This is a genomic window from Micromonospora sp. NBRC 107095 (genome assembly GCF_030269705.1).
GTDB classification, from domain to species: Bacteria; Actinomycetota; Actinomycetes; order Mycobacteriales; family Micromonosporaceae; genus Micromonospora; species Micromonospora parva.
The window spans coordinates 538,250-553,388 of the sequence record NZ_BSTU01000002.1; the positions used below are offsets into that span (position 1 = coordinate 538,250).

At 71.8% G+C, this 15,139-nt stretch carries 15 protein-coding genes and 1 riboswitch; of the genes, 7 read left to right on the plus strand and 8 right to left on the minus strand.

Going from position 1 to position 15,139, the window contains the following annotated elements:
* Positions 1–15: 15 nt before the first annotated feature.
* Entirely contained in the window at positions 16–714 is a 699-nt protein-coding gene (locus QSK15_RS14795) for an SDR family oxidoreductase (RefSeq protein ID WP_285794769.1), read from the minus strand.
* A 150-nt stretch (positions 715–864) separates the two neighbouring features.
* Here QSK15_RS14795 and htpG point away from each other — a divergent pair, with 150 nt between their 5' ends.
* From htpG to QSK15_RS14810, 3 genes are all read left to right on the plus strand, one after another.
* Entirely contained in the window at positions 865–2,793 is a 1,929-nt protein-coding gene (gene htpG / locus QSK15_RS14800; protein ID WP_285794770.1) for a molecular chaperone HtpG, read from the plus strand.
* Positions 2,794–3,109: 316 nt separating this feature from the next.
* Positions 3,110–3,610, plus strand: coding sequence for a hypothetical protein (locus QSK15_RS14805; RefSeq protein ID WP_285794771.1), 501 nt, complete (start codon positions 3,110–3,112; stop codon positions 3,608–3,610).
* Between the two features lie 211 nt (positions 3,611–3,821).
* Positions 3,822–3,994, plus strand: a riboswitch (cyclic di-AMP (ydaO/yuaA leader).
* A complete protein-coding gene (locus QSK15_RS14810; RefSeq protein WP_285794772.1) occupies positions 3,995–4,663 on the plus strand; it encodes a transglycosylase family protein in 669 nt (222 codons plus the stop codon).
* Between the two features lie 97 nt (positions 4,664–4,760).
* Here QSK15_RS14810 and QSK15_RS14815 read toward each other — a convergent pair whose 3' ends face one another.
* The 3 genes from QSK15_RS14815 to QSK15_RS14825 form a co-directional block, all read right to left on the minus strand.
* Positions 4,761–5,129, minus strand: coding sequence for a hypothetical protein (locus tag QSK15_RS14815; RefSeq protein ID WP_285794773.1), 369 nt, complete (start codon positions 5,127–5,129; stop codon positions 4,761–4,763).
* Between the two features lie 123 nt (positions 5,130–5,252).
* Positions 5,253–6,440, minus strand: a complete 1,188-nt coding sequence (gene dinB, locus QSK15_RS14820; RefSeq protein WP_285794774.1) for a DNA polymerase IV — start codon at positions 6,438–6,440, stop codon at positions 5,253–5,255.
* Positions 6,441–6,497: 57 nt separating this feature from the next.
* Positions 6,498–6,968, minus strand: a complete 471-nt coding sequence (locus tag QSK15_RS14825; RefSeq protein ID WP_285794775.1) for a VOC family protein — start codon at positions 6,966–6,968, stop codon at positions 6,498–6,500.
* A gap of 61 nt (positions 6,969–7,029) precedes the next feature.
* On the opposite strand from QSK15_RS14825, the gene QSK15_RS14830 reads away from it, so the two are divergent.
* Positions 7,030–8,007 (plus strand): helix-turn-helix transcriptional regulator, encoded by a 978-nt coding sequence (locus tag QSK15_RS14830; RefSeq protein ID WP_285794776.1) that lies wholly within the window; start codon positions 7,030–7,032, stop codon positions 8,005–8,007.
* Here QSK15_RS14830 and QSK15_RS14835 read toward each other — a convergent pair.
* Both QSK15_RS14835 and QSK15_RS14840 read right to left on the minus strand, forming a co-directional pair.
* Positions 7,899–8,495, minus strand: a complete 597-nt coding sequence (locus QSK15_RS14835; protein WP_285794777.1) for a GNAT family N-acetyltransferase — start codon at positions 8,493–8,495, stop codon at positions 7,899–7,901. The two genes, QSK15_RS14830 and QSK15_RS14835, sit on opposite strands and share 109 nt — an antisense overlap.
* Positions 8,492–9,016, minus strand: a complete 525-nt coding sequence (locus tag QSK15_RS14840; RefSeq protein ID WP_285794778.1) for a GNAT family N-acetyltransferase — start codon at positions 9,014–9,016, stop codon at positions 8,492–8,494. Before QSK15_RS14840 ends, QSK15_RS14835 begins: the two co-directional genes overlap by 4 nt.
* Before the next feature lie 96 nt (positions 9,017–9,112).
* Here QSK15_RS14840 and QSK15_RS14845 point away from each other — a divergent pair, with 96 nt between their 5' ends.
* Positions 9,113–9,286: a hypothetical protein gene (locus tag QSK15_RS14845; protein WP_285794779.1), complete on the plus strand. Its 174-nt coding sequence runs from the start codon at positions 9,113–9,115 to the stop codon at positions 9,284–9,286.
* Between the two features lie 229 nt (positions 9,287–9,515).
* Here QSK15_RS14845 and QSK15_RS14850 read toward each other — a convergent pair whose 3' ends face one another.
* Both QSK15_RS14850 and QSK15_RS14855 read right to left on the minus strand, forming a co-directional pair.
* Complete coding sequence (locus QSK15_RS14850) at positions 9,516–11,090, minus strand: FMN-binding glutamate synthase family protein (protein ID WP_285794780.1); 1,575 nt, start codon at positions 11,088–11,090, stop codon at positions 9,516–9,518.
* An 88-nt stretch (positions 11,091–11,178) separates the two neighbouring features.
* Positions 11,179–12,309: a peptidoglycan recognition protein family protein gene (locus QSK15_RS14855; protein WP_285794781.1), complete on the minus strand. Its 1,131-nt coding sequence runs from the start codon at positions 12,307–12,309 to the stop codon at positions 11,179–11,181.
* Positions 12,310–12,501: 192 nt separating this feature from the next.
* Here QSK15_RS14855 and QSK15_RS14860 point away from each other — a divergent pair, with 192 nt between their 5' ends.
* Both QSK15_RS14860 and QSK15_RS14865 read left to right on the plus strand, forming a co-directional pair.
* Complete coding sequence (locus tag QSK15_RS14860) at positions 12,502–13,503, plus strand: mechanosensitive ion channel family protein (RefSeq protein WP_285794782.1); 1,002 nt, start codon at positions 12,502–12,504, stop codon at positions 13,501–13,503.
* Between the two features lie 239 nt (positions 13,504–13,742).
* Positions 13,743–15,116 carry an MFS transporter gene (locus QSK15_RS14865; protein WP_285794783.1) on the plus strand — a complete coding sequence of 458 codons (1,374 nt, stop codon included), beginning with the start codon at positions 13,743–13,745 and terminating at the stop codon, positions 15,114–15,116.
* Positions 15,117–15,139: the final 23 nt, after the last annotated feature.

Sequence of the window (15,139 nt, forward strand, 5' to 3'; positions counted from 1 at the left end):
CCCGTCACGTCGTCGTCAGGGGAGCTGTGGGTAGAGCGCGGCGACGCCGCCGGCCAGCCCGGCCTGCACCTGGCGGCTGATGTCGTCGGCGACGATCTCGTACGCGTCGGTCTCGATGCCGTCCACGCCGATCTTGGCGATGGCCGCCGGGTCGGACTTCGGGCCGGTGATGTCGGCGGCCATGTCGGTGTCCAGGTAGCCGACGTGCAGGCCGGCGACCCGGACGCCCCGCTCGGCGAGTTGGACGCGCAGCACGTTGGTCATCGCCCACTCGGCGGACTTGGCGGCGCTGTAGGCCGGGTGAGCCGGGGAGCCGAACCAGGACAGCACGGAGAGCACGTTGAGGATCGTTCCGCCGCCGTTGCCGGCGATGACGGGTGCGAACGCCCGGATGGTCGACAGGGTGCCGATGTAGTGGGTCTCCAGCTCCAGCCGGACGAGGTCCAGGTCGCCGTCGAGCAGGTCGGTCCGGGTGTCGATGCCGGCGTTGTTGATCAGCAGGTTCACGTCGCCGGCCAGCTTCGCGGCGGCGGCCACCGAGGCGGGGTCGGTGATGTCGAGGCGGACCGGCGTCACGCCGGGCAGGTCGACGCTGTCGGGGTTGCGGGCGGCGGCGTAGACGGTGGCGCCCCGGGCGAGGAGTTCGGCGGCCAGGTGGCGGCCGAGGCCGCGGTTGGCGCCGGTGACGAGGGCGGTGCTTCCAGCGATCTTCATGGCGGCCACGTTATCCAAGCTGACTTCTGTTAGGCAAAGTCAGCTATCTCACCGGAGCGGGCGGACCGAATCGGGAATACGACCCGGACGCGCCCACAGCCGGACCGGTGACGACTCGTATCCTTTCCGCGAACCTCCGTACGAGCCGAGATGGGAGACGGTGTGAGCAACCAGGCCGAAACGTTGGAATTCCAGGCCGAGGCGCGTCAGCTCCTCCAGTTGGTGGTCCACTCGATCTACTCGAACAAGGACGTCTTCCTGCGGGAACTCATCTCGAACGCGTCCGACGCACTGGACAAGCTCCGGCTGGCCACCCTCGTCGACAAGGACCTCGTCGCCGACACCGACGACCTGCACGTCGCCCTGGAGATCGACCGCGACGCCCGCACCCTCACCGTGCGGGACAACGGCATCGGGATGACCCGCGACGAGGTCGTCCAGCTGATCGGCACGATCGCCAAGTCGGGCACCGCCGAGCTGCTGCGCCAGCTGCGGGAGTCCGCCGACGCGCACGCCAAGCAGGACCTCATCGGCCAGTTCGGCGTCGGCTTCTACGCCGCGTTCATGGTCGCCGACCGGGTCACCCTGCTGACCCGCAAGGCCGGTGAGACCGGCGGCACCCGCTGGGAGTCCACCGGCGAGGGCACGTACTCGATCGAGGCGGTCGACGAGGTGCCGCAGGGCACCGCTGTGACGCTGCACCTCAAGCCGGCCGACACCGAGGACAACCTGCACGACTACACCACCGAGTGGACCGTCCGCGACATCGTCAAGCGCTACTCCGACTTCATCGCCTGGCCGATCCGGATGACAGTCGAGCGGCCCGGCGCCGACGGTGAGCCCGCCACCAGCGAGGTGCAGACCCTCAACTCCATGAAGGCGCTCTGGGCGCGGCCCCGCGACGAGGTCGACGCCGCCGAGTACAACGAGTTCTACAAGCACGTCAGCCACGACTGGGCCGACCCGCTCGAGGTCGTGCACATGAAGGGCGAGGGCACCTTCGAGTACGAGGCGCTGCTGTTCCTGCCCAGCCACGCCCCACTGGATCTGTTCTCCCCACAGGGCCGCCGTGGCGTCCAGCTCTACGTCAAGCGCGTCTTCATCATGGACGACTGCGAGGCGCTGGTCCCGACGTACCTGCGCTTCGTCAAGGGCGTGGTCGACGCGCACGACCTGTCGCTGAACATCTCCCGGGAGATCCTCCAGCAGGACCGGCAGATCCAGATCGTCCGCCGCCGCCTGGTCAAGAAGATCCTCGCCACGGTCAAGGACCTCAAGGCCAACCACGCCGAGCGCTACCGCACCTTCTGGACCGAGTTCGGCGCGGTGGTCAAGGAGGGGCTGATCGACGACACCGACAACCGGGACACCCTGCTGGACATCCTGTCGGTGGCCTCCACCAACGACCCGGCCGAACCCACCGACCTGGCCGGCTACGTGTCCCGGATGAAGGACGGCCAGAGCGACATCTGGTACGCCACCGGCGAATCCCGGGCCGCCATCGAGAACTCGCCGCACCTGGAGGCCTTCCGGGCCAAGGGACACGAGGTGCTGCTCCTCACCGACCAGGTCGACGAGGTCTGGGTCGAGCGGGTCGGCACGTACGACGGCAAGACGCTGCGCTCGATCGCCAAGGGCGAGATCGACCTGGACACCGACGAGGAGAAGCAGCAGGCCGAGGCCGAGCGTGAGCAGCAGCGACAGGAGTTCGCGGCGCTGCTCGACTGGCTGGGGACCACCCTCACCGACAGTGTCCGGGAGGTTCGCCTGTCATCCCGGCTGACCACCTCACCGGCCTGCGTCGTCGGCGACGCCCACGACCTCACCCCGACCCTGGAGAAGATGTACCGGGCGATGGGGCACGAGATTCCCCCGACCAAGCGGATCCTGGAGATCAACCCCGGCCACCCGCTGGTGTCCGGGCTGCGCAAGGCCCACGAACAGGGCAGCGACTCCGCCGCCCTGACCGAGACCGCCGAGCTGCTCTACGGCTTGGCGGTGCTCGCCGAGGGTGGTGAGCTGACCGACCCGGCCCGCTTCACCCGGACGCTCGCCGACCGGCTGGCCCGCACCCTGTAGCCGTAGGGGATCGCTCGCCCGCTGCTAACGTCACGCGTTCCGCACGAGAGGCTGGAGTCCGTCGGTGCTCAGGATGGTGCTGCGTACGTCAGCCGCTGTGGTGGCCGTCTGCACGGTGACCGCCTGCGGTTCCGCACCGGCTCGTACAGCGGATCGGTCAGCGGGCGAAGCGATCCCCTCCGCGGCGCAGACGACGGGCTCGGCCACAGCCACGAAGCCGCCCGAGCCAGTAGTTCCGGCGACGGGCGGGCCGGGCTACTCCCCGGCGCTGTCCGCACGCCTGGTCGCCACGGACTCGGTGCCGTCAGGATTCACTGTGGACATTGCGACAGTCATGTCGCCCGATGCCGGGAAACAACGCTCAGACGCCTGCTCGGGCAGCATGACCCCGCTGTTGTCAGCGAGGCGGCTGACCGGGACTCCGTCAGCGATGGCCGCGGCCACCCTCAGCTATGACGCGGGCCCGGATGACCTGTGGGTGGGGACCGAAGTCCTCAGGACGTACGCCGATGACGGTGCACGACGAGCAATGGCCGACCTGCGAACCCTGATCGGCCGTTGTCCCACCGTCGCATCGTCCGGCCAGGGCGGCAGCCATCGCTTCGCAGTGGCAGCAGGGCCGCGGTTGGGCGACGACAGCATTCACGTCAGGTGCAGCGCGACCTACGGTGCCGACACGCTGGAATGCGACAGCGTCCTCGTCCGGATCGGGACCACTCTGGTGGTCATTCAGGAGGAGGGCAACAAACCCGGTGGTGACAGGTACCTGGACCAACTTGCCGAAGCTGCGCTCCGCAGATACCAGGCGACCGCCTGAATCGAACTGTCCGGCCGGGCCGTGGCCGTGTTCGCACCGCCTGCTGTGCCGACCTGATCGGAAACGGTCCACGATGGTCACTGCACAGACGTCGTTCGCCCGCAACCGCTGCGGGACCCGCCCCGCGTGGCCCGGTGAAAGAGTTCACAAGGGGTGGGCGACCGTCACCGACGGTGCCTAACGTCGGTCGGGTTCGCCAACGCGGACACCACGGCCGGCAACGCCAAATCCTGCCCCCGGTCGTCGGAACCCAGTCACCCGGGCAGGAGCGGGGGACCCACACGTTCCTCGGTGCATGTCACCTCGGGGTGAAGCCGCCACCGCGCGGCCGGGCTCCTCGGCCCGAACCCGACAGCTCACCTCGCCGGCGTGGAGGAAGCTCACATGACGTCTGTCTACACCCCCCGTCACCGACGGGTCACCACCCGCCGCCTTGCCGTCGGCACCCTTGCCGTCGGCGCGGTCACCGGCGCTGTCGCCCTCTTCGGGCCGGCCGCCCCGGCGCAGGCCGCCGTCAACTGGGACGCGATCGCCAAGTGCGAGTCCGGCGGCAACTGGAAGATCAACACTGGTAACGGGTACTACGGCGGGCTTCAGTTCTCGCAGAGCACCTGGGCCGGTTACGGCGGCAAGAAGTACGCCGCCCGCGCCGACCTGGCCAGCCGTGGCGAGCAGATCGCCGTTGCCGAGAAGGTGCTCGACGGGCAGGGCATCGGCGCGTGGCCGACCTGCGGCAAGAAGGGCGGCTCCGCGACCAAGTCCGCCGCGAAGTCGTCGACCAGATCCACCGGAAAGTCGACGACGTCGACCGCGAAGCCCACCAAACCGCAGGAGCGGTCGTCGCGTGGCGAGCAGCCGGCGACCCGCGACCACCAGCGCACCGCGCCGGTGGCGGGCGGCCAGACGTACCTGGTCAGGTCGGGCGACACCCTGTCCGAGATTGCTGCCGACCAGCGGGTGGCCGGCGGCTGGCAGGCCCTGTACGAGGACAACCGGCAGGTGGTCGGAGCAGACCCGGGTCTGATCTTTCCGGGTCAGCGGCTCAGCCTCTGACGGATGACACACGAACGCTCGGCCGGATCACCGGCCGAGCGTTCGTGTGTGTCGTGCTGTCAGCCCGGGTGCCCATGATGCCTCGTGCGGGCCGCCGTCACGCCGCCGAGGCGGACGCCTTCGGCCCTCGATGCGACGATGCCGGGCCGGCGTTCCAGCCCCAGCGGGACGCGGGAACCGCGGACTCCCCGGGACGGCCCGCGCCCACGTCGTCACTGTCGTCGCCGTCGGTGATCCTCTCGACCGAGTCGGGCGTGCTGCGGGACAGTCGCAGCGAGTGCTCGGCACCGGCACGGGCCGCGCACGGCCAGGACTGACCGGCGCACTGAAGGTTGCGGCACCGGCCCTCGTCGTCCGGCTCGTGTGCGCTCAGCACGTCGATCGCCAACTGCCACAGCAGCGGGTCGGTCACGTCGTGCGGACGCTCGGCGGTGCGGCTCGGTCGGTTGCTGGTGTCGTCGGACATGAGTGGGCCCCCCTCGTCAGGCTGTACCCCTCAAGGGTCACCCGTCAGCCGCCGGCTAAACCGCCGACCTGCTGTGATGTGTCTCTGATCGCAGCTCGGACGCGGACGCCGCACGCGTATCGGTCAGTCCGGCAGGAGTGGCATCTCCACCCCCGGCTCCCGGCCGAGCAACACCGCCCGGGTGAGTGCGGCCGATCCGAACCGGTCGCGGACCGCGTCCACCGCAGCGTCCAGATCGGAACCGGCATCGGGCTGGAACGGCAGCTCTGGCTGGACCGGGTTGTCGTCGAGGTTGCCTACCGAGACACCGATCAGGGTGACACCACGGCGATCGATCTCGGGCAGCGCCGCGCGCAGCAGGGCACGCGCGGCGGCGAGCAGTGGCGTGGTGTCCGCCGTCGCCTTACCCACCGTGTGCGAGCGGGTGGCCCGGGTGTAGTCGCCGAAGCGCAGGCGCAACACCACTGTGCGGCCGGACCGCCCGGCCGCCCGCATCCGCCGGCTGACCCGGTCGACCAGGCCGGCGAGGATGGCGTCCAACTCCGTGGAGGCGTGCGGGGTGCGACTGAGCGCGTGCTGCGCGCCCATCGACCCGCGCCGCCGCCCCACCTGCACCGCCCGGGGGTCGCGATTGTGCGCCAGCGCGTGCAGGTGCCGGCCGGCGCCCGCCCCGAGCACCGACACCAGCGCCGCCTCGCCGAGGCGGGCCACCTCCCCGACCGTACGGATCCGGCGTTCCCGCAGCTTGGCGGCAGTGACCGGGCCGACGCCCCAGAGCCGTTCCACCGGCAGCGGGTGCAGGAACGCCAGCTCGTCGTCCGGCGCGACCACCAGCAGGCCGTCCGGTTTCGCCACCCCGCTGGCCACCTTGGCCAGGAACTTCGTGCGGGCCACCCCCACCGTGATCGGCAGGTGGACCTGGTCGCGGACCTCCCGGCGCAGCCGTTCGGCGATCTCTGCCGGTGGCCCGACCAGCCGCCCCAGCCCGCCCACGTCGAGGAACGCCTCGTCGATGGAGAGCCCCTCGACCAGCGGCGTGGTCTGCCGGAAGATCTCGAAGACCGCGCGGCTCGCCGCCGTGTACGCCGACATCCGGGGCGGCACCACTATCGCGTCCGGGCAGAGCCGCCGCGCCTGCTGCCCGCCCATCGCGCTGCGGACACCCCGCGCCTTCGCCTCGTAGCTGGCCGCGAGCACCACACCGCCACCGACGATCACCGGCCGGCCACGCAGGCGCGGGTCGTCGCGCTGCTCGACCGACGCGTAGAACGCGTCCAGGTCGGCGTGCAGGATGCTGGCGCCGGGCGACACGTACACATGTTCGCATGACGCCCGGCCAATGCGGCAGTGAGCTGGGCGAACGTCCGATCAGTCGAGGCAGAACTCGTTGCCCTCGGGGTCGGCCATGAGCAGATGACCGGCGGCCAACGGGGGAGTGGGCTCGTGCCGGCCGAGGCGCTTCGCGCCGTGCGAGACCAGCCGTTCGGCCTCCGTCTCCAGGGCCGCCATCCGCGCGTCACCGGTCAGCCCGGGGGCAGCCCGGACGTCGAGGTGGACGCGATTCTTCACCTGCTTGCGCTCCGGCACCCGCTGGAAGAACAGCCGTGGTCGCGCGCTCTCGAGGTCGACCACCGCCGACGCGTCGTTGCGGTTCTCCGGCGGCACACCCATCGCCTCCAGTGCCTGGTCCCAGGATTCGAAGTCCCCGGGTGGTGCCTGCACCTGGTAGCCGAGCGCCTCGGCCCAGAACGTGGCCAACCGGGCCGGGTCGGCGCAGTCGACGGTGATCTGCACGTCGCGGATCACGGCGGATCCCTGGTGTCTGATCTGGTCGGTCATGGTCTGAGCCTCTCGCGGATAGCGGACAGGGTCGTTCCGCTATCCGTGCAACGATCGACGAATGACCGTCGAGGCGACGACCGAGCGGGTGCTGCGCCTGCTGGCGCTGCTGCAACGACGACCGTCCTGGACGGCCGCCGAACTCGCCGCCGAGTTGGGGGTCACCGGCCGTTGCGTGCGCCGCGACGTGCAGCGCCTGCGGACGCTCGGTTACCCGGTGCACGCCGTGTCGGGCGTCGGCGGCGGCTACCAACTCGGTGCGGGCACCCGGCTGCCGCCGTTGCTCCTCGACGACGAGGAGGCGATCGCCACGGCGGTGTCGCTGCGGCTGGCCTCCGGCGGCACCGTCGCCGGGGCGAGCGAGGCGGCGCTACGGGCACTCGCCAAGCTCGACCAGGTGATGCCGTCGCGGCTGCGCGCCGAGGTGCGGGCGGTGCACGGCGCCACCGACACCCTCATCGGTCCGGTCGCCGAGATCGACGCGGAGTTGCTGGTGACACTGGCCCGCGCCTGTCGGGACGGGGTGCGCGTTCGGTTCCACTATCCCGGCCGGGGCGCCGGGGGCCAGGAACGGACTGTCGAACCGATCCGGATGGTCACCACCGGGCGCCGCTGGTATCTGATGGCCTGGGACGTCGACCGCGACGACTGGCGGACGTTCCGGCTGGACCGGATGGAGGCGACGGTGGCGACGACCTGGCGTTTCCGGGCCCGCGAGCACCCCGATCCGGTCGCCTTCGTGCAGCGGGCAGTGACCGGGGCGCCCTACCGGTACCTCGCCCGGGTGCGCGTGCACGCCCCGGCCGACCAACTGCGCCAGGTGGTCCCGCCCCAGGTGGGACGGGTCGAGGAGGATCGCGACGGGTGGTCGGTGCTGGTCCTCGGCGGCGACAGCCTGGACTGGCTCGCCGCGCACCTCGCCCGGCTGAGCTACGAGGTCGAGGTGCTGGAGCCCGCCGAGCTGCGCGAGGCCGCGGGCCGGCTCGCCCGTCGCCTCGCGGTGCTGGCCGGTGCGACGTCGGAGGCCGACACGCGGTGACGCAGCGTGTAGTGCCGCAGCGACACCGGGCCGCCGTCGGGCGCCGCCCACGGTGCCGTGCTGGTGCCGACACACCGCCATCCCGCGCGCTCGTACAGGGCGACGGCCGCGGTGTCACCGGCGGTCACCTCCAGCACCAGGTCCGTCGCGCGTGTGGCCGCCCACCGGCGGGCCCGGTCCAGCAGCGCGCTGCCCAGTGCCAACCCCCGGGCTTTCGGCACCACGAACAGACGGGCCACCTCGGCCGTCGGCTGGGCCAGCGACCCGCCCGCCGGGTCGGGCACCCGATGCACGGCGATGTGCCCCACGACGGCAGCGTCCGCATCGACTGCCACCCAGGCCCGCGCCGGCTGCGGTTCGCGGAGCCAGCGGTGCGGGTCGGCGGGCCAGTTCATCGGGTACCTGTCGACCCGGTGAACCTCGGCGAGCGCCGCGACGCAGCCGTCCAGGTCGGTGGCACGCCGTCGGCGGATGCGCGGTGGGTTCACAGGTCGTCGAACGGGCTGGCGTAGCGGAACTCGCCCCGGATCGACTCGTCCCACGCGTGCAGCGGCCGAGCCATGAAGTACTGCGGTCCCCACGGTTGCGGCGGGGTGACACCCAGCTCGACGGCGGGCCGGAACCCGAAACGCGGGTAGTAGTCGGGGTGCCCGAGCAGCACCACGAGCGGCTCGTCCCGCGCGTCGGCCGCGCCGAGCACCGCGTGCATCAACGCGCTGCCGACCCCGCGCCGCTGCCAGTCCGGCAGCACGCCCAGCGGCCCCAGGCCCAGCGCCACCGGCGCACCGCCCACCAGGCCGCGGGTGGCCACCACGTGACCGACCACCTGGCCGTCCGAATCAACCGCCACCAGGGAGTACGCGGGGAGCCAGCCCTCGTCGGTGCGCAGCGCGTCGACGAGCGTCGCCTCGACCGGTGTGCCCGGACCACCGTCGGCCTTGGCGAAGGCGGCGGAGTGCACCGCTCGGACGGCGTCGACGTCGGCGGGTGTTTCGCGTCTGATCAGCACCGCGCCACCATAGACGCGGTGAGTCGCCGGCTCCACGCGATTAGCGCCGGCATCGATCTGCCGGCGGTCGCGTCGTTCGGGCGACGTGCAACGGCGATGGTTGTGCCTGGTAGTCGTGCCCGACAGTCGTCGCGGCTGGCGGCTGGCGGCTGGCGGCTGGCGGGCTGGCGGGCTGGCGGCTGGCGGCTGGCGGCGGCGGTGGCTGGCGGTGGCGGATGGTGGTGGCTGGCCGTGGTGGTCGGCGGTCGTGGTGGTCGGCGGTCGTGGTGAACGGCGGTCGGCACTTCGCGGACATAGCGGGGAAACGCTTGATGTCTGTGCGTCATCATGATGCCGCACAGACATCAAGCTCATCCCGATCCCGATCCCGATCCCGATCCCGATCCCGATCCGCGATCCGCGATCCGCGATCCGCGATCCGCGATCCGCGATCCGCGATCCGCGATCCGCGATCCGCGATCCGCGATCCGCGATCCGCGCTGGCTGGGTGGCCGTGACCTCAGCCGACGGCGGTGGCCGAGGGCGGGGCACTGCCGCCCTGCGGTGCCTCCGGGACCATCAGCCGGATGATCTCCGCCTGGTCGGCGGGGGAGGGCAGCCCCCATTCCGGCCGGTAGCCGTACACCTCGTGCAGTGGCGTGGAGCCGGTGCGGCCGTCCAGGATCTCCACGGCGTCGGTTCCGATCAGGCCGGGGTGTTCGACGCCGCAGGCCTCGGCGACCTTGGTCAGGTCCCGGCGCAGGGTCCGCACGTAGTTGGCCGCCCGGACCGACTTCGACGCCGGGTCCAGGCCGCGGGCGAGCCACGCGTTCTGCGTGGCGACACCGGTGGGGCAGGTGTCGGTGTGGCACTTCTGCGCCTGGATGCAGCCGATCGACAGCATCGCCTCCCGACCGACGTTGACCAGGTCGCAGCCGAGCGCGAACGCCACGATGGCATTGTCCGGCAGACCGAGCTTGCCGGCGCCTACGAAGACCACCTGCTCGTGCAGGCCGTGCTCGGCGAAGATCTTGTACACCCGGGAGAAGCCCTGCTGGAACGGGAGCGACACGGAGTCGGTGAAGATGAGCGGTGCGGCGCCGGTGCCGCCCTCACCGCCGTCGATCGTCACGAAGTCCACACCCCGGCCGGTGTCCCGCATCAGGGTGGCCAGCTCCTGCCAGAAGCCCAGGTCACCCACGGCCGACTTGATGCCGACCGGCAGGCCGGTCTCGGCGGCCAGCAACTCCACCCAGTCGAGCAGGCTGTCGCAGTCGGAGAACTCGGCGTGCCGGGACGGGCTGACGCAGTCCTGACCGGCCGGGATGCCCCGGGTGGCGGCGATCTCGGCGGACACCTTCGCCCCGGGCAGCAACCCACCGAGGCTCGGCTTGGCACCCTGGCTCAGCTTGATCTCCAACGCCTTGACCGGAGCCCCGGCGACCAGGTCCTTCAGCCGGTCGAGGCTGAACCGGCCGTGCTCGTCGCGGCAGCCGAAGTACGCCGTGCCGAGTTGGAAGACCAGCTCGCCGCCGTTGCGGTGGTACGGCGACAGGCCGCCCTCTCCGGTGTTCTGCAGGCAGCCGGCGAGCGCCGCCCCCTTGTTGAGCGCGGTGACGGCGTTGCCAGAGAGCGAGCCGAAGCTCATCCCGGAGATGTTGACGACCGACTCGGGGCGGAACGCCCGGGACCGCCCCCGTGCCGCGCCGAGCACCTTCGCGCAGGGCAACCGCACGTCGTGCCCGGCGGCCGGTGACGACGGCGGCACGGCGCGGCCGAACGTACGGTGCTTGATGATCGGGTACCCGGGGGTGTACTCGATGTCGTTGTCCGTACCGAAACCGAAGTAGTTGTTCTCCTGCTTGGCCGACGCGTACACCCAGCGGCGCTGGTCGCGGGTGAACGGCCGCTCCTCGTTGTTGCCGGCCACGATGTACTGCCGAAGCTCCGGCCCGATCGTCTCCAACAGGTAGCGGGCGCGGCCGAGGACCGGGAAGTTGCGCAGCAGCGCGTGATCGCGCTGGATCAGGTCCCGCGCGGCGAGCGCCGCGACGGCGGTGGCGACGGCGGGTACGGCTCGACGGGCCCAGGTCATGCCCGGGAGTCTTTCCGCCCGGGCGGCGGATCAAACCGGTGAGCTGGCCGGTGGCGGTGCGGGTGCGCCCCACACCGCCACCGCGCGCTCAGCGGTGCCGGAACGACTCGCGGACGGACCCGCCGACGACAGCGCACCACGTGCTCGTGCTGAGCTTGCCGTTGCGCGGCAGCCCGTGCAGTGCCTGGAGGTCCCGCACCGCGCTCCGGGTGGCGTGGTCGTACGCCCCGGTCACGGTGACCCCGTACCCCTTGGTGGCGAGGATCTCCTGCACGGCCGTGACCGGCGCTCCGCTGGCGTGCTGGTCCAGCTCCGGTGCCAGGGTTTCCCAGGTCGGCGTGGTGAGGGTGGCGTCCACGTCCACAGCGATGCCGTTGCGGGCCTGCCAGTCCTGCACGGCCGCGACGGTCGCGGCGTCGAACGTGCCGCTGACGGTCACCGGATAGCCCCGGAAGGCGAGCAGGTGCTGCACCACCCGGACCGAGGGGGAGTTGACGAAGCGCCACAGGTCCGGCCAGCGGCGCGCCGGCACGTCACCGAGCTTCGTGCCGAGGGCGGCGTGCACCCGCCGCCGCAGCTCGGGGAACTGCCGGTAGAAGGCGGCGCCCGGGCACTCGGTGGTGCGGAAGTCCCAGTGGCCGAAGATGTCGTGCGCGTGCAGCCCGTACTGCCGGCAGATCGCGACGCAGAGCTTGACCAGGGAGTCGGTCAACGCCTTCGGCGGTGTCTCGGTGACGTAGGTGCCCTCGTTCTCGATGCCGATCGCGCGGCCGTTCTCACCCGGGCAGTGCGCCGAGATCATCTGCCGGTCGCCGGCTTCGAGCCGTTCCAGGCTGCCCCGGCGGCCCTCCAGAACGTAGCCGCCGCGGCTCACCGTGAAGTGCTGGCCGGTGTCCGACCAGCCGTTGCCGTCGATGTGCAGGTCCTGGCAGTCGTGCGCGAGCTTCACCGCCTGCTCGCGGGAGTAGTCGGTGACGTTCGGGAACGCCATGTGGTGCACGATGATCTTGTTGGTGGCGATGGCGCTCACCGACAGCGGATCCTTCGGCGGGCGGGCGGCCCACTCGTCGCAGCTGATGATCCAGTCCAGGTCGGTGCCCGGCGCGGCCTGCGCCGCGCCCGGGAGGGCGAGTTCGCTCCCGACGACGGCGACCGTGGCGGCGCCGAGACCGGCCCGCAGCAGCGTCCGGCGATCCACTTCGGAATGGTCGACGTGCATGGCATCTCCTCCTGCGGCCGACGGCGGGGATGAAAAGTAGCTCCAGTGGCCGCACGTGCTCCGGAGAATATTGCCAAAGCTCGTCCGCGCGCTAGAGGGCTGGCAGAGCTCGTGATCATCGGCGTTTCCGCGCGCCGGGTCCGGGGTAGGTGCGGGGCAGACCGATCCGGCTGCCCTTTAAGGAATGACCAGATGAGTGACAACGTCAGCGACGCGGTGGGCGACGCGCTCCGCTCGGTGATGCTCTTCCTGCCCAAGGCCGTCGCCTTCCTGGCGATCCTGGTGGCCGGATGGCTGATCGCCAAGGCGGTACTGAAGATCGTGGAGAAGGTCCTCGAACGGGTGGGCTTCGACCGCGCCGTCGAACGCGGCGGCATCCGCCGCGCATTGAGTCGCTCCCGGTACGACGCCAGCGACATCGTCGCGAAGCTCGCCTACTACGCGGTGCTGCTGTTCACCCTCCAGCTCGCCTTCGGCATCTGGGGGCCGAACCCGATCTCCGACCTGCTCGGTGCGGTGATCTCGTGGCTGCCCCGGGCTTTCGTCGCGATCGTCATCGTCGTGGTCGCCGCCGCCATCGCCAACGCGGTCAAGGACATCATCAGCGGCGCGCTCGGCGGCCTGTCGTACGGCCGGGCGCTGGCCACCATCGCCTCGGTGTTCATCCTCGGCCTCGGCGTCATCGCCGCGCTGAACCAGATCGGGGTGGCCACCGCGGTCACCACTCCGGTGCTGATCGCCGTGCTGGCCACGATCGGCGGCATCCTCGTCGTGGGTGTCGGCGGCGGTCTGATCCGTCCGATGCAGAGTCGGTGGGAGTCGTGGCTGACCCGCGCCGAGCGGGAGTCGCGGCTGATCGCCGAGCACGCCCAGGCGTACCGGGCCGGTCGCCGTGACGCCGAGGCCGAGCTGGCCCGCCGGTCGGCCACCACCAGCGAGGCGGAGGCCACCCAGGTGGTGCCCCGGCCGGCCGACGCCGACGCCACCCAGGTGGTGCCCCGGCCGACCGACGCCGACGCCACCCAGGTGGTGCCCCGGCCCAGCGACCCGGAGGCCACCCAGGTCGTCCACTTCCCGGTCAGCTCCGACGCCACCCAGGTGGTCACCGGCGGCACCGACCGCGCGGTGCCCGGGCAGCGCACCAGCGACGACAGCGAGACCACCACTGTCATTCCGCCGGTCGACCGGCGCTGACATCCAGCGGTACGGCGGGGCGGGATCGACCTGATCCCGCCCCGCCTCGCGTTGTCCGCCCCGCCTCGCCTACCCGGCCCGCGCTGCCCGCACGCCGAAAGTGCTGGCCGCCACCGCGCCGGTTGTCTAGCATCGCGGGCATGACCTGGCGACATTGATCCAGCGGCGTAGGCCGATCCCGTGGGCCACCACGGGCACCGCACGTCCGGTGTCCGTCTCCACTCCCACGGGAAGGCCCCATGATCTCCATCGTCTCGCGCGTGCCCGATCCGGCGGTCCGCCGGCTGACGGCGACCCTCTACGGGTACGCGTTCCTCAGCGACCTTGTCCTGCTCTACCCGCTGTACGTGGTGTTCTTCGCCGACACCGGGCTGTCGGTGGGGCAGATCGCGTCGCTGTTCGTCATCTGGTCGGCCGCCGGCATCCTGTTCGAGGTGCCCTCCGGCGCCTGGGCCGACGTGCTGTCCCGCCGGCTGCTGCTGTGCCTCGCCCCGCTGGTGGCCGCCGCCGGTTTCGCGCTCTGGGTGCTGCTGCCGTCGTACCCGGCGTTCGCTGTCGGTTTCCTCCTCTGGGGCGCCGGTGGCGCGCTCGTGTCCGGTGCCCTGGAGGCGCTGGTCTGGACCGAGCTGGACCGGCTCGGCGCGGTCGGCCGGTACGCGCGAGTGCTCGGGCGGGCACGGACGGCGGGTGTGCTGGGCGTGGTGCTCTCCGGAGTGCTCGCCGGCCCGGTGCTCGCCGTCGGCGGCTACCCGGTGATCGGCGCGGCCAGCGTGCTCGCCTGCCTGCTCGCCGCGATCGTCGCCACCCGGTTCCCGGAACACCGCGCGCCAGCCGCCGCGCGCCTCCCGATCGCCGGGCCGGTGCTGGCCGCCGGGCGGGCGGATGCCGCACCACCCCGGCCGGACCAGCCGGACAGCGCCCCACCCCCGGGCCCGGACGAGCCGGACACCGTCGCGTCGGCGGACCCGGACGACGATGCCGACCTGGGATGGTGGGACACGCTGCGGGCCGGGGTGGCGCAGGTCCGCACCCGCGCGCCGGTGCGGTCGGCGGTGCTGCTGGTGGCGGTGGTCGCCGCCGACTGGGGTGCCCTGGACGAGTACACCCCGCTGCTCGCCCTGGACACCGGTGTCGGGGCGGAGGCCGTCCCACTGCTGCTCCTGCTGCTCTGGGCCGGGGTGACCATCGGTGGGCTGCTCGCCCCGGCCGGGGAGCGGCTGGGTAGCCGAGGGTACGCCGCGCTGCTGGGGCTGGTCGGCGTCGCGCTGGCGGGAGGTGCACTGCTGCGGCACCAGGCGGGATTCGTGCTGATCGCGGTGGCCTTCGGCGCGGCGCAGCTGGCCACTGTGCTGGCCGACGCCCGGTTGCAGGCCCGGATCACCGGTACCAGTCGCGCCACCGTCACATCCCTGGCCGGGATGGCCACCGACGTGCTGATCATCGTGACGTACGCCGTCTACGGCCTGCTCGCCACAGCGGCCGGCAACGCGGTGGCGTTCGCGCTGACCGCCGGGGCGTACCTCGTGGTGGCGCTGGTGCTGCTGACCCGCCGCCGGCGCCGGGCGGTGGTGCCCACCGGTGTGGTCGCGGCGGTGACGCCTGGCCGGCACTGACCGGTGGCCCGGCGGCGGCCCGA

Coding starts and splice junctions, on each gene's coding strand:
- QSK15_RS14795 (WP_285794769.1), bottom strand. CDS start 714: ATGAAGATCGCTGGAAGCACCGCCCTCGTCACCGGCGCCAACCGCGGC.
- htpG (WP_285794770.1), top strand. CDS start 865: ATGGGAGACGGTGTGAGCAACCAGGCCGAAACGTTGGAATTCCAGGCC.
- QSK15_RS14810 (WP_285794772.1), top strand. CDS start 3,995: ATGACGTCTGTCTACACCCCCCGTCACCGACGGGTCACCACCCGCCGC.
- QSK15_RS14815 (WP_285794773.1), bottom strand. CDS start 5,129: ATGTCCGACGACACCAGCAACCGACCGAGCCGCACCGCCGAGCGTCCG.
- QSK15_RS14825 (WP_285794775.1), bottom strand. CDS start 6,968: ATGACCGACCAGATCAGACACCAGGGATCCGCCGTGATCCGCGACGTG.
- QSK15_RS14830 (WP_285794776.1), top strand. CDS start 7,030: ATGACCGTCGAGGCGACGACCGAGCGGGTGCTGCGCCTGCTGGCGCTG.
- QSK15_RS14845 (WP_285794779.1), top strand. CDS start 9,113: ATGGTTGTGCCTGGTAGTCGTGCCCGACAGTCGTCGCGGCTGGCGGCT.
- QSK15_RS14850 (WP_285794780.1), bottom strand. CDS start 11,090: ATGACCTGGGCCCGTCGAGCCGTACCCGCCGTCGCCACCGCCGTCGCG.
- QSK15_RS14855 (WP_285794781.1), bottom strand. CDS start 12,309: ATGCACGTCGACCATTCCGAAGTGGATCGCCGGACGCTGCTGCGGGCC.
- QSK15_RS14860 (WP_285794782.1), top strand. CDS start 12,502: ATGAGTGACAACGTCAGCGACGCGGTGGGCGACGCGCTCCGCTCGGTG.
- QSK15_RS14865 (WP_285794783.1), top strand. CDS start 13,743: ATGATCTCCATCGTCTCGCGCGTGCCCGATCCGGCGGTCCGCCGGCTG.